The organism is Blastococcus carthaginiensis, assembly GCF_030731085.1.
GTDB classification, from domain to species: Bacteria; Actinomycetota; Actinomycetes; order Mycobacteriales; family Geodermatophilaceae; genus Blastococcus; species Blastococcus carthaginiensis.
Genome location: NZ_JASNFN010000009.1, coordinates 41,208 through 53,877, shown reverse-complemented (window position 1 = coordinate 53,877; position 12,670 = coordinate 41,208). Strand labels below are relative to the sequence as shown.

13 protein-coding genes are annotated in these 12,670 nt (G+C 72.2%); 10 read left to right on the top strand and 3 right to left on the bottom strand.

The window, feature by feature from the left end; genetic code table 11:
- Positions 1-61 precede the first annotated feature (61 nt).
- The 7 genes from QOZ88_RS09210 (at position 62) to QOZ88_RS09180 (ending at position 6,507) form a co-directional block, all read left to right on the top strand.
- Positions 62-1,420: a hypothetical protein gene (locus QOZ88_RS09210; protein WP_305999482.1), complete on the top strand. Its 1,359-nt coding sequence runs from the start codon at positions 62-64 to the stop codon at positions 1,418-1,420.
- A gap of 5 nt (positions 1,421-1,425) precedes the next feature.
- Complete coding sequence (locus QOZ88_RS09205; protein ID WP_305999481.1) at positions 1,426-2,511, top strand: FAD-dependent oxidoreductase; 1,086 nt, start codon at positions 1,426-1,428, stop codon at positions 2,509-2,511.
- Positions 2,498-3,652: a glycosyltransferase family protein gene (locus QOZ88_RS09200; RefSeq protein ID WP_305999480.1), complete on the top strand. Its 1,155-nt coding sequence runs from the start codon at positions 2,498-2,500 to the stop codon at positions 3,650-3,652. The genes QOZ88_RS09205 and QOZ88_RS09200 overlap by 14 nt, the downstream gene beginning before the upstream one ends.
- Positions 3,653-3,726: 74 nt before the next feature.
- Entirely contained in the window at positions 3,727-4,434 is a 708-nt protein-coding gene (locus tag QOZ88_RS09195) for an NAD-dependent epimerase/dehydratase family protein (protein WP_305999479.1), read from the top strand.
- A complete protein-coding gene (locus QOZ88_RS09190; protein WP_305999478.1) occupies positions 4,431-5,246 on the top strand; it encodes a sugar phosphate isomerase/epimerase family protein in 816 nt (271 codons plus the stop codon). Before QOZ88_RS09195 ends, QOZ88_RS09190 begins: the two co-directional genes overlap by 4 nt.
- On the top strand, positions 5,243-6,058 hold the full coding sequence (locus tag QOZ88_RS09185) for a glycosyltransferase family 2 protein (RefSeq protein WP_305999477.1): 816 nt from the start codon (positions 5,243-5,245) through the stop codon (positions 6,056-6,058). Before QOZ88_RS09190 ends, QOZ88_RS09185 begins: the two co-directional genes overlap by 4 nt.
- Positions 6,055-6,507, top strand: coding sequence for a GtrA family protein (locus tag QOZ88_RS09180; protein WP_305999476.1), 453 nt, complete (start codon positions 6,055-6,057; stop codon positions 6,505-6,507). Before QOZ88_RS09185 ends, QOZ88_RS09180 begins: the two co-directional genes overlap by 4 nt.
- A 13-nt stretch (positions 6,508-6,520) precedes the next feature.
- On the opposite strand, the gene QOZ88_RS09175 is transcribed toward QOZ88_RS09180, so the two are convergent.
- From QOZ88_RS09175 to QOZ88_RS09165, 3 genes are read right to left on the bottom strand one after another with little or no spacing between them, the layout of a single operon-like run.
- Complete coding sequence (locus QOZ88_RS09175) at positions 6,521-7,342, bottom strand: DUF1028 domain-containing protein (protein WP_305999475.1); 822 nt, start codon at positions 7,340-7,342, stop codon at positions 6,521-6,523.
- 42 nt (positions 7,343-7,384) lie between these two features.
- On the bottom strand, positions 7,385-8,185 hold the full coding sequence (locus tag QOZ88_RS09170; protein WP_305999474.1) for a TIGR03089 family protein: 801 nt from the start codon (positions 8,183-8,185) through the stop codon (positions 7,385-7,387).
- Positions 8,185-9,744, bottom strand: coding sequence for an LCP family protein (locus QOZ88_RS09165; protein WP_305999473.1), 1,560 nt, complete (start codon positions 9,742-9,744; stop codon positions 8,185-8,187). Before QOZ88_RS09165 ends, QOZ88_RS09170 begins: the two co-directional genes overlap by 1 nt.
- A gap of 335 nt (positions 9,745-10,079) precedes the next feature.
- Here QOZ88_RS09165 and wzm point away from each other — a divergent pair, with 335 nt between their 5' ends.
- From wzm to glfT1, 3 genes are read left to right on the top strand one after another with little or no spacing between them, the layout of a single operon-like run.
- Positions 10,080-10,916 (top strand): galactan export ABC transporter permease subunit Wzm/RfbD, encoded by an 837-nt coding sequence (gene wzm, locus QOZ88_RS09160; RefSeq protein ID WP_305999472.1) that lies wholly within the window; start codon positions 10,080-10,082, stop codon positions 10,914-10,916.
- A gap of 35 nt (positions 10,917-10,951) precedes the next feature.
- Complete coding sequence (gene wzt / locus QOZ88_RS09155; protein ID WP_406568221.1) at positions 10,952-11,722, top strand: galactan export ABC transporter ATP-binding subunit Wzt/RfbE; 771 nt, start codon at positions 10,952-10,954, stop codon at positions 11,720-11,722.
- Entirely contained in the window at positions 11,719-12,636 is a 918-nt protein-coding gene (glfT1, locus tag QOZ88_RS09150; RefSeq protein ID WP_305999470.1) for a galactofuranosyltransferase GlfT1, read from the top strand. Before wzt ends, glfT1 begins: the two co-directional genes overlap by 4 nt.
- Positions 12,637-12,670 lie beyond the last annotated feature (34 nt).

Below are 12,670 nucleotides of genomic sequence, written 5' to 3'. Positions count from 1 at the left end.
GTACACACGCCAGCGGGGTCGACACCCATGCCCCCGTGCCACTGCAGAGGAGACAGAGCTGGTGCTCGGTTCCATCCGCCAGCGGATCTCGTGGCTCGCCGCCACTCTTTTCTTCGGGTTCCAGATCCGGTTCGACTTCCTCGGGATCCTGGATCCCACCTACAAGGCGCAGTTCCAGCAGGACTCGGATTCGCTCGTCGTCGACCTGATGCTCAACCCGGGATCGGCCCTCTTCCCGCAGCTCGGTGGGGTGGAGCGGAACTACGCCAGCCAGTTCGGCCTGCAGGGCATGGTGATGAACTGGCTGAGCCCCGGTGACCACTTCTACGAGGCGCTGCGGCTGACCACGTCGATGCTGACCGGCGCCGTGTTCGCCGCAGCCGTCATCGCGGTCTGGCGCGCCTGGGGCGGCCGGGCGGCATCGGTTCTCTTCGCCCTCCTCGCCATCTCCTTCTGGACCAACGGCTTCGGGGCGAGCACGTACTGGCAGCTGTGGACGCTCCTGCTGCCCACCCTGGTTCCCCTGCTGGTCTGGCCCCACCTGGGCAGCGGCCGGCGGAAGTGGCTCCGGGGGGGCGCGATCATCGCCGGGCTGGTCTTCCTGAAGTGCCTGTGCGGTTACGAGTTCATCAGCACCGTCCTCCTCGGTGTGGCCGCCGCGGTCGGCTTCCACGAGTTCCGGGGCCGGATCGACCGGCGCCTCCTCTCCCGGTTGGTGCTCGCCATGGCCACGGGCCTGGTCGGCTTCGTCCTCGCGGTCGGCGTGCACGTCGCCCAGCTGATGGCGAAGTACGGCGACGCGTCGATCATCCGGACCCGCATGTTCGAGCGGACCGTCTCGCCCAGCGACGCGGCCGAGATGCTGGTCTGGGCGCGCGGCGTCGACGACCCGCTGTGGGGCTGGCTGGTCCAGGGGGACAGCATGCTCGGGCTCTGGGCCTTCCAGCTGGTGCACTACCTGACCAACCCCGCGGTGGCGATCCCGGCGCCGGAGGGCACCGGCTTCGGCCTGGCCGCCTACGGAATCCCCATCTGGGCGTTCGTGGTCGTTTTCGCGCTCATCGCCGGGCAGGCCGTGCGCGGACGCCAGGAGGATGCCGCCGTGCAGCGTCGGCTGGCCCTGTCCGCCGGCATCGCCCTGGCGGGCGGCATGTCGTGGCTCGTGCTGGCCTACGGGCACATGATCCACCACGCGCACATGGACTCGATCGTCTTCTACCTGCCGTTCCTGCCGCTGGTCTTCGCGATGATCGCGCTGCGCGTGCAGACGATCTCCCACCGGGCCTGGCCGACGCGGTCCGACGCTGCGGTCGAGGAGGCGGCGCCCCGCCGCACCTGGCCGCGGCACGAGGCCGCGGCACCGGTCCTGCCCGGGCCGCGTGCCGACGACCGGCAGCCGGTCGCCCAGGGTGCGGGGTGAGCCCGATGTCCTCCCAGCAGCGGATCGTCGTCGTCGGCGGCGGCTTCTACGGCACCTCGCTCGCGGCGCACCTGGCCCGTGAAGGCGCGAGCGTGGTCCTTCTCGAGGCGCGCGCGGACCTGCACGGCGGGGCCAGCTACTTCAACCAGGCGCGGGTGCACGGCGGCTACCACTACCCGCGGTCGCTGCGCACGGCCGGGCGCAGCCAGGCCTCCTACGTGGCGTTCATGGAGCGGTACCGGTCCTGCGTGGTCGACGACTTCCTGTGCATCTACGCGATCGCCCGCGGGTCCCTGACCAACGCCCGGAAGTTCCAGCGGATGTGCAACTACATCGGCGCCCCGCTGCAGGACTCGCCGGCGTCCATCAGCCGGCTGTTCAACCGGTCGGTCATCGAGGGCTCCTGGGTGACCCGGGAGTCGGTGTTCGACGCCGTCCGCCTGAGGGACCTGATGCGGCAGGAACTCGACGAGGCCGGAGTGCAGGTCCGACTCGGGACGCCGGTGGCCGGTGTCGGGGAGACGGCGACGGGGACCTCCGTCGCGCTGGAGTCGGGCGAGGTGCTCGACGCCGACCGGGTGCTGGTGTGCACCTACGGTGAGGGCATCGACGACCTGCCGGCCGGGGTCGGTTACTCCGGTCTGCACTGCGAGCCCTGCGAGATGGCGCTGGTCGACCTCCCCGACAGCCTGAAGGACAAGGGGATCACCGTCATGGACGGCCCCTACTTCTCGCTCATGCCGTTCCCGTCCACCCCGTACCACACCCTGAGCCACGTGCGGTACACGCCGCACGGGTCGTACGCGACCTACGGTCAGGCGGCTGCTGCGCTGCGGGCCGGGCTCACCACGCGGGCCGACTGGATGATCCGCGACTCGGCGCGCTACGTGCCGGCACTGGCCGAGGCGGTGCACCGGGAGTCCATCTGGGGCGTCAAGACGGTGCCCGCCCGGCGGGACCGCGACGATGCCCGACCGATCGTCCTCCGCCGGTCCGAAGGTGGACGGGTGCTGTCGTTGCTCGGCAGCAAGATCGACAACATCAACGACGCCCTGAGAGTGGCAGAGGAGCATCTCCGTGACGCTGTTTGAGACCCACACGACGGCCGACGGAGGCGGTGACCGGGCAGGGGCGGCGCGTGCCGACGTCGTCGTCCGGGTGCCCGCTCCGCCCGAGCGCGAGGGCACCTTCCTGAGCGTCGTCGTGGTCGCCGAGGGGCCGTTCGACGAGGTCGAAGGGCACCTGGAAGCCCTGGAGGCGGCCCTCGCCGACAGCTACCCGGTGCACGAGGTCGTCCTCGTCCTGCCCGGCGCCCGCGGCCGCGTGGCGTGGGCGCGCGCCCTGGGGGAGCGGAGGCCGAACCTCCAGGTCATCGGTCTCATGCGCAACGTGCGGGACGAGGTGGCCTTCACCGCCGGCCTGGACGGCGCGCTCGGCGACGTCGTCGTCACCGCCCGGCTCGGGTCCGACCGTCCCGAGGACATCATCCGGTGCGCCCGGATGATCGGTGACGACATCGCCGTCGTCGTCGGGGTGGAGTCCAGCGCGCCCGCCGGCCGTCGCGTGGCCCTGCGGCTCAGCCGCGCCCTGGCCAGCCGCAGCATGGGCCAGAACATCCCCACCGTCAGCCTCGGCCTGCGCGGGTACAGCCGGCCGGCGCTGGAGGCCTGGCTGCCACGTCGCGACCGCGACCGCGTGCTCCGGCTGCTCCCGTCCATCTCGGGCTACCCGTGGGCCGTCATGCCCTACGACTCGGGGGAGCGCAGCCAGCCCCGGCCGGCCAGCAGCTTCCGCCAGGTCGTCCGCTCCATCTTCTACGCCAGCGGGCGCCCGCTCCGGGTCGCCGTCGGGCTCGCCCTGCTCGCCAGCCTGGCCAACCTGCTGTACGCCCTCTACGTCCTCGCGGTCGGCTTGATCAGCGACAGCGCGGTGGAGGGGTGGACCTCCATGAGCCTGCAGATGAGCGCCATGTTCTTCCTGCTGAGCGTGGTCATCGCCATCATGGCCGAGTTCATGTTCCAGTCGAACGAGACGACCAACGAGCTGCCGATCTACCGGGTCGCCTTCGAGGCGACGAGTTCGGTGCTGTCCGCCCGGGACATGCTCAACGTCGACGCGGCGGCACCCGGTACCGCGCCGGGATCCGGCCCCTCGGCGGGTGTCGGGGCCGCGAACCACGTGGCCGAGCCGGCGGCGGTCGACCGTCGCGAGCACGTGCGGGCCGCCCGGTGACGGCGGCCGGCCGCCGGGCGCTCGTCGGGTGGACGGGCTTCGTCGGGGGGGCTCTGCTGCCCCGCGTCCGGCCCGTGGCGCGCTTCCGCAGCACCGACATCCACCAGCTCCCCGAGGCCGACGTGGACCAGATCGTCTGCGCCGGTGCTCCGGCGGAGAAGTGGCGGGCCAATGCCGAGCCCGAGGCCGACTGGGCGAACATCGGCCGGCTGATCGACGCCCTCGACCGCAGCCGCGCCACCTCCTGCGTGCTGGTCTCCACCGTCGACGTGTACGCCGACTCCCGCGGTGCCGACGAGACCACGCCGGCCGACACCAGCCAGGATCAGGCGTACGGCCGCCACCGCGCACTGCTCGAGGAGTTCGTCAGCCGCCGCTTCGACGACGCGCTCATCGTGCGGTTGCCGGGCATGTTCGGCCCGGGGCTCAAGAAGAACCTGGTGTTCGACCTCATCCACCAGCCGGAGGCGCGCTTCGCCCACCAGGCCTCGCGGTTCCAGTTCTACGACGTCCGTGACCTGTGGGGCCACGTGCTGCTGGCCCGGGACGCCGGTCTGTCCGTCGTCAACCTGGCGACCGAGCCGGTGAGCTCGGGGCAGGTCGCGCGGGAGTGCTTCGGGGTGGACTACCGCTGCGACGACCGACCCGAGGTGGCCTACGACCTGCGCACCGTTCACGCCGACGAGCTGGCCGGTCGACCGGGCCCCTACCTGCGTTCGGCCGACGAGGTGCTGGCCGGCATCTCCGTCTGGGGACGTGCGCTCGTGGAGGCACGGCCATGAGGCTCGCCTTCTCCAACCTGGCCTGGCCGGCGGAGCTGGACCCCGCGATCCTGCCGGGTCTGCACGCGCGCGGCTTCGACTCGCTGGAGGTCGCTCCCACCCGGCTGTGGAGCGACCCGCTCGCGCAGCCGGCCGACGAGGTGGCCCGCGTGCGCGCGCAGATCGAGTCGTCGGGCCTGCGCATCACCGCCCTGCAGTCGCTCCTCTTCCAGCGTCCGGAACTCCAGCTGTTCGGTGACGACGAGGCCCGCGAAGGTCTCTACGAGTACCTGGTGGGCATGGCCCGCCTGGCTGCGGCGCTGGGTGCCACGAGGCTGGTCTTCGGTTCGCCGGGCAACCGGCGCCGGGGCGACCTCCCGGTCGCACAGGCCGACGAGATCGCCGTCGAGCTTTTCGCCCGGCTCGGCGCCGTCGCCGCCGATCTCGGGGTGTGCTTCTGCATCGAGGCCAACCCCGAGGCCTACAAGTGCGACTACCTGACCGATGCCGTGGCCTCCACGGCGTTCGTCCGCTCCGTCGACTCGCCGGGCGTCCGCCTGCACCTCGACACCGCCTGCATGCTGCTGGCGGGGGACGACGCTCCTGAGCGGGTGCGCGCGGGTGCTGACGTGCTCGCGCACGTGCACGCGAGCGCTCCGCAGCTCGGGGTCGTCGGTGGTGACGGCCCGGTGGACCACGGTCCGGTCTCCGACGCGCTGCGGTCCGTGGGCTACACCGGCCACGTCTCCGTCGAGATGCTGCCGCCCGGTGACGACGACCTGACCGGCGCCGTGTGGCGCACCGCCGATTTCGTGAGGAAGACCTACGCGTGAGCACTGACCTCCTGACCGTCAGCGAGGAGAACGGGTGGGCTGTGCCCCGCGGGGAGGTCCACGTCCTCCGGGAGAAGCGCAGTCGCTACTGCGTCCTCATCCCGGTGATCAACGAGGGCGAGCGGCTGCTGGCGCAGCTCGGCCGGGTCCGTGACCTCGGCCTGGACCTCGACGTCGTGGTCGCCGACGGCGGGAGCACGGACGGTTCCAACGTCCCGGACGTGCTCGCCGGGCTGGGCGTCCGCGCTCTGCTGGTGAAGCGGGACGCCGGGAAGCTGAGCGCGCAGCTGCGGATGGGCCTCGCCTTCGCCATGGCCGAGGGATACGCCGGGGTGATCACCGTGGACGGCAACGGCAAGGACGACGTGTCGGCCCTGCCCCGCTTCGTCGAGGAGCTCGATCGCGGCGCCGGATTCGTCCAGGGATCCCGGTACGTCCCCGGGGGCCGGGCGATCAACACGCCGCGCGAGCGGCACCTGGCGATCAAGCTCTTCCACGCCCCGCTCACGTCGCTCGCGGCCCGGCGTCGGTACACCGACACGACCAACGGTTTCCGGGCCCATTCGCGGGAGCTCCTGGAGGACCCGCGGGTCGCACCGCTGCGCTCGGTCTTCGACACCTACGAGCTGCTCGCGTACCTCCCCATCAGGGCGGCCCGGTTGGATTACCGCTGCCTCGAGGTGCCCGTCACGCGGGCATATCCGGACGCCGGCTCCATCCCCACCAAGATCCACGGCCGTCGGGCGCAATTCGAGCTCGTGAAGATCCTCGTGCGTGCCGCGCGCGGGGTCTACGACCCCGACGGGCAGTGACCGCGGAGCGAGGGCAGGTCGGCGTCTTCCTCCGGTTCCTGCTCGTCAACGCGCTCAACACCGGTCTGTACTGGGGCCTGTACCTCCTGTTCCTGCAGGTGATGCCGTACTTCTGGGCGAATGCCGTGGCGCTGGTCCTCGCGGTGCTCGTGGCCTACGTGGCCAACGCCCGGTACGCGTTCGGTGTCGCCACCTCCCGGTCCTCGCTGATGAGATACCTGGTCGCGAACGGCACGACCATCGTGCTCCGGATGCTGGTGGTCTGGGTGCTGGTGGCGCCGGGGCTGCTCCCCGAGGAGCTGGCCCCGCCGGCGGCGGTCGCGATCACCATGCCGGTCGCCTTCCTGCTCACCCGGTGGGCGATGAAGGTGACGCCTCCCGGTCGGGGTTCGGTCGCGGCGCCGGTGGGGAACCCGTCGCGCGGGAGCCGGTCGGCCGCCTCCCTCTGACCGGCGCGGGTGCTCAGCCGAGCAGCCGCGACACCGCCGACAGCCGGTCGTCGCCGGCCATCGCGCTCCACCATGCCGACCAGCCCGGCCGCGTCCGCAGCGCTTCCAGCGCCCGGCGCACGGCTTCCCGGTCACCGCGGCGCGACGCGGCGAGTGCGGCGTAGAGGTCGCGGGCTTCCTCGGGGGCGAACACGGCGAGGTGGTCGTAGTCCCGCTCGTCGTAGGCGCGCTGCAGGTTGTGCAGCATCCGCAGCTGGGCGACGGGGTCCCCCGAGTCGTCGACCCGCAGGTCCACCCGTACACCGTCGTCCTCGTCGGTCGCCGGCTCGGCGCCGACCACCAGGAGGGCGGCGGACTGGCGTCCGCGCACGTCCCCTCCGGCTGCCTGGCCGGCACCGAGCGCGGCCAGGAGCCGGTCGGGCAGCTCCCCGCCCGTCGCGCTGAACGAGTCGGACATCGCCGGCAGCACCTCGTCGGAGGCGAGCATGTTGCCCTGCACGCTGAACCCCGCACCCACCAGGTGCCCGGACACGGGGAACGATCCAGGGCCGGTGTCCGCGGAGATCCGGCCCGTGGCGTCCAGGACCGCGATCTGCCGGTCGGCGTCCTCGGCCGAGTGCGCCGCCCGCCGCACCAGCCCTGCGGGCGTGGAACCCGCTGCGAGGCCCTCGAGGAGCGCCTTCCCGAGCCCCCGTCGGCTGCGGGCCTGGACGGCGACGACCCCCACGCCGGGCTGCGCCGCAGGCACCGCCCGGCCGACGGCCAGGATGCACGACGAGACGGCGACGCCGAGGTCCCCGGTGACGGGATCACGGGCCAGGACCGAGAATGTCATGGCGGTGACGTCGTGGGACGGGCGGGCGTCGGCGCGGACGGGTCAGTCGTCGCGACCCAGTTCGCGGATGCCGTCGACACGCTGCCCGAGCGTAGCCGTCACGCGCTCGCTCGCCGCCCGGCGCGCCAGCCCCGGCAGATCGGCCGCGTTGACCAGGACCACGGAGGCGCCGGCCGCGAGCGGCGCGAGCAACCAGGCGACCGGCCCGGCCTCGGCGGCCGCGCGGGTGTCGACCAGCAGCCGGTCGCCCTCGACGATGCCGAGCCGGTCGGCCAGCTCACCGGCGGCCTCGACCAGCCCGCTTAGGGAGAGCTCGAGGCCGCCCGCCACCAGGCCGGGGTCGGCCGGCCGTGGCGGCGACCACGGGGCGAAGACGTCGCCGTGCGCCCGCACCTCGAGCGCGAAGTCCCGGGCCGGACCCGCGTAGCCGCTCATCCCCATGCCCAGGGGGTGCAGCGACAGACCCAGCAGGTCCTCGACCCCTTGCTCCTCCAGCGGTGCGAGCCGCGCCTGGGCGGCGAGGACGACGTCGGCATCTTCCAGACCGCCCTCGTCCTCGGCGGCGGTGTCCAGCACGGTGGCGCCGCAGCTCCACACCGCCAGCAGGACGGCCGCGGTCTGCCAGTGCACGGGCAGCGCCACCACGACGGTGCGTCCCGGCGCGACGTCGAACTCCTCCTGCAGGAGGTTGGCCGTCTTGGCCACCCAGTTCGCCAGGGTCGTCGCGGACAGCTCCACCCGCTCCCCGGCGGCGTCGTCGTAGTAGGTGACGAGGGGCGTGGCGGGGGACCGGCGCAGGGCGCGCGCCAGCAGGTCGGCCGGGGTGGGATCAGAGGCGGGCATCAGTTGATGCAGGTCGTGTCGGCCGCGGTGCGGGCATCTTCTGCGACGACCTCCGGGGCGGGGGGCGGCGGGGTGACCGCCTGGCCGACGCCGTTGAAGTCGCTGCCGAGCACGAGCTGGACCGTACCGCGGGTGGCGTCCTCGCTCTCCGCGGCGACGGCCCCGGGGATCGCGGCCGCCACCGTGTTGGCCAGCGCCTCGTCCCCGGCGGCGTAGCGGACCTCGGTCCGCTCGTGGTCCATGGACGACGCGTTGCCGGTGGAGCCGACGGTGAAGCCGGCGGAGGCCAGGGATGAAGCGGCCTTCGCGGCGAGGCCCGAGGTGCCCGATCCGTTGTAGACGTCGACGGTCACCGCCGAGGGGTCGACGGTCGCCGGGGCCTCTGCGGTCGCCGGGGCCTCGGGCTCGGGCTCGGCCGAGAGATCGGCGAAGAAGGCCTGCAGCGCGTCCTCGTCCTCGAGCCGGACGATCGACTTGCCCTCCTCCTCGCCCGTGCCGACGTTCGGCACGGTCTGGAACTCGATGCTGCCGGCGGCCACCGACTGCATCTGCTCGGCCAGCCGCATCAGGTCCAGCGACTGGTCGACGGTCAGCGATTCGGCGGCGGCCTGCACCAGCTGCCGCTGCTTGCCCAGGTCGAGCAGCACGTCCTCGGAGAGCATCTTGCGCAGCACGCCCGCGATGAACACCTGCTGGCGGACGATGCGGTCGAAGTCGCCGCGGCCCTGGGGGCCGAAGTTGTGCCGCTGACGCACGAACTTGAGCGCATCGGCGCCGCTGATCGTCTGCACGCCGGCGGGGAAGTGGGCACCGGACCACTCGCGGTCGTCGACCGCCTTGCAGAGGTTGACCTCGACGCCGCCGACGACGCTCGACAGCTCGAAGAAGCCGAGCAGGTCCACCTCCGCGTAGTGGTCGATCTGCAGACCCGTCAGCTTGGAGATCGTCTGCACCAGGAGCTGCGAGCCCCGGGCGGACTTCTCCTCCTCCGAGGCGCCGTCCGGGGCGTTCATCCGGCCGTAGGCGTAGGCGGCGTTCAGCCGGTCCTCCCCGTATCCGGGGATCTCCACCCAGGAGTCCCGCGGAAAGCTGACGAAGGAGGCGCGCGATCCGTCCGCGGGCACGTGCACCAGGATCATCGTGTCGGTGTTGACGCCGGAGTCGGTCCCGGCGTTGAGCTCGGCGAGCTGCTGCGCGGTCAGGGCGCTGCGGCTGTCGTTGCCGACGAGCAGCAGGTTCATCGCCTCGCCCGCCCGGCCCGAACCCTGGTTGCCGTCCTCGGGGATGGCATCGGTCCGGTTGACGGTGGCCGCGGCCACCTGCCCCAGGTACCAGCCCCAGCCGGAGCCGGCGAGGAGCGTCGCGGCCAGCGCCCCCGCGACGACGCGGGTGGCGACCGCGGCGCGGTGGCCGCGACGGCTCCGGGGTGCCGCTGCGCCGGCCCGGCCCACCGGGTCCTCCTCCGCGCGCCGGCGGGGCGGCCGCCCCGCGCGGGGGTCGAGGCGCGGGGGGAGCGGCCGCCCGGTCGGGCTGTCCTGCTCGTTCCGGTCTCGGCTCACGGTGTCCTCACATCTGCGGTGGCCAGCGTCGTCCCGACGCTCCCGGACGGCGCCGGCGTCGGCGCGCGGGCGTCTCGAGTGCATGGCATCGGTCCTGCGAGGCTAGCCACGCGAGGGGGCGTGCCGGGTCCCCGACACGAGGCCGGCGGTCTCGTCGGAGGTCGACGGCGCACACCTGGCCACGCGGGTGACCTGGCACCACAGCCGTCACACGCACGGCGCCAGGGCGTGCTGGTGGGCAGGCTGTGACCCCCGTGTCCCGAGGGGTGGACGGGGTCGTCCGTCACACCGGCGCCTGCGGTCCTCCCGCCGACGACGCAGGTAGCGTCGAGCCCGTGAGCGCAGCGACGACCCCGGTCGAGTCCCCCTGGCGGAGGGCGCTGGCGGACCTGGCAGACGGGTGGCGTCAGCGCGAGCTCTGGGGGCACCTCGGCTGGCAGGACATCCGGCAGCGGTACCGGCGGTCCCTGCTCGGCCCCATCTGGATCACCATCAGCATGGCGGTCACCGCGGTCGCGCTGGGCATCCTGTACGCGGGCCTCTTCGGCAACCCGCTGGCGGAGCAGCTTCCCTACATCCTCGTCGGCTTCATCGTGTGGGGCTTCATCGCCGGGTGCATCAACGAGGGCTCCGAGGTGTTCATCGCCAACGAGGGCCTGATCAAGCACCTGCCCTCACCGATCAGCGTGCACGTGTACCGGCTGGTGTGGCGCCAGATCCTCTTCTTCGCGCACAACCTGATCGTCTACGCGGTCATGCTCATCGTGTTCCCGCAGCCGCTCACGTGGATGTCGCTGGCGGCGATTCCCGGGTTCCTGCTGCTGATGCTCAACGGCGTCTGGATCGCGCTGCTGGCGGGGATCGTGAGCACCCGCTTCCGTGACCTCACGCCGATCACCCAGAGCATCGTCCAGCTGATGTTCTTCATGACTCCGATCGTCTGGATCTACGAGGACTTCCTGAACAGCCCCAACCCGGCGATCGCCGAGCGGGCGCGGTGGGCGGAGCTCAACCCCTTCCTCCACTTCCTCGAGATCGTCCGGGCGCCCATGCTCGGGGCCGACCAGAACCTGCGACACTGGGTGGTCGTCCTGGCGATCACCGTCGTCGGCTGGGTCCTCGCCCTCACCGTCATGCGCCGGTACCGAGCCCGCGTCGCCTACTGGGTCTGACGCCTGCCAGGTTCGCCGACAGAAAGGCACGGTTCGTGGTCAGCATCACGACGCGGGATGCGTCTGTGGACTTCCCCATCTTCGACGCGAAGAGCAGGTCTCTCAAGAAGACCGTGCTCGGCGTCGTCGGCGGCAACATCAGCAGCGACACCAAGGTGCCGATCATCGAGGCGCTCCGCGACATCAACGTGGACCTCCAGCACGGCGCACGCGTCGGCCTGGTGGGCCACAACGGCGCCGGCAAGTCCACGCTGCTGCGGCTGCTCGCCGGCATCTACGAGCCCACCCGCGGCACCGCCGTCGTGGAGGGACGCGTCGCCCCGGTGTTCGACCTCGGCGTCGGGATGGACCCGGAGATCTCCGGCTACGAGAACATCATGATCCGCGGGCTGTTCCTGGGCATGACGCGGAAGCAAATGGAGAAGCGGGTCGACGACATCGCCGACTTCACCGAGCTCGGCGACTTCCTCTCCATGCCGCTGCGCACCTATTCGACGGGTATGCGCGTCCGGCTGGCCCTCGGCGTCGTGACCAGCATCGACCCCGAGATCCTCCTCCTCGACGAAGGCATCGGGGCCGTCGACGCGGCCTTCCTCGAGAAGGCGCGGGACCGCCTCAGCGATCTGGTCGACCGTGCGGGTCTGCTCGTGTTCGCCTCCCACTCCGACGAGTTCCTCATGCGGCTGTGCACCAGCGCCATCTGGATGGAGCACGGGCGGATCAAGCAGCAGGGCCCGCTGAAGGACGTGCTGCGCGCCTACAAGGGGCCCGAGGCGTATCCCGACGAGGGGCACGGTGCCGCGTGAGCACGGTGCCGCCGGCCGCTGACGAGCTCGTCGTCGCGGTCATCGTCACCCGGCAGCGCGCCGAGCTGCTCCGCCAGAGCCTGCAGGCCATCGCGGCGCAGACCCGACCGGTGGGGGCCGTCGTCGTCGTGGACAACGGCGCCGACGCCGAGACCCGGGCGGTCGTGGAGGCGTGCGGCGACCGGGCCGTCTACCTCCCGTCGCGGACCAATCTCGGCGGTGCGGGGGGGTTCGCGCTCGGTCTGCTGACGGCGCTGTCCCTCGGTGCCGACTGGGTGTGGTGCGCCGACGACGACGGGCGGCCCGGGGGCGACGACGTGCTCGAGGTCCTCCTGGAGGAGGCCCGGACGCGCGGGCTCGCCGAGGTCTCACCGGCCGTGGTGGACGAGGCCGACCCCCGGCGCCTCGCCTTCCCGCTGCGCCGCGGCCTCCGCTGGTGGGGGACCGTGGACGCCTTCGAGCCGGGGGAGTTCCTGCCGTCGTACGCGTCCCTCTTCAACGGGGCGCTCTTCCGGGCCTCGGCGTTCCAGGCGGTCGGCGTGCCGGACCTGCGGCTGTTCCTGCGGGGCGACGAGACGGAGATCCACCGCCGTTTGCAGCGCTCGGGGCTGGCCTTCGGGACCACGATGCGGGCGGTGTACCTGCACCCCCAGGGCGGGGACGAGTTCGTCCCGATCCTGGGCGGGCGGCTCTCCGCGCAGTACCCGGGTGACGAGGTCAAGCGCTTCTTCACCTACCGCAACCGCGGCTACCTCATGGCCCAACCGGGCATGCGCTGGCTGTTCCCGCTGGAGCTGGTCCGGTTCGGCTACTTCTTCCTCAGCCGGCGCGACGTCCGTGGCCTGCGCGACTGGCTGGCGCTCACGCGCGCGGGGCGCCGGGAGCGGTTCGCGATGCCCGGACGGGGTCGCTGAGCCACGACGAGGCCGCCTGAGCCACGACGAGGCC

What these genes read in the sequence shown, in the direction of transcription:
- QOZ88_RS09205 (WP_305999481.1), top strand. Translation starts at nt 1,426, where the DNA reads ATGTCCTCCCAGCAGCGGATCGTCGTCGTCGGCGGCGGCTTCTACGGC.
- QOZ88_RS09190 (WP_305999478.1), top strand. Translation starts at nt 4,431, where the DNA reads ATGAGGCTCGCCTTCTCCAACCTGGCCTGGCCGGCGGAGCTGGACCCC.
- QOZ88_RS09175 (WP_305999475.1), bottom strand. Translation starts at nt 7,342, where the DNA reads ATGACATTCTCGGTCCTGGCCCGTGATCCCGTCACCGGGGACCTCGGC.
- QOZ88_RS09170 (WP_305999474.1), bottom strand. Translation starts at nt 8,185, where the DNA reads ATGCCCGCCTCTGATCCCACCCCGGCCGACCTGCTGGCGCGCGCCCTG.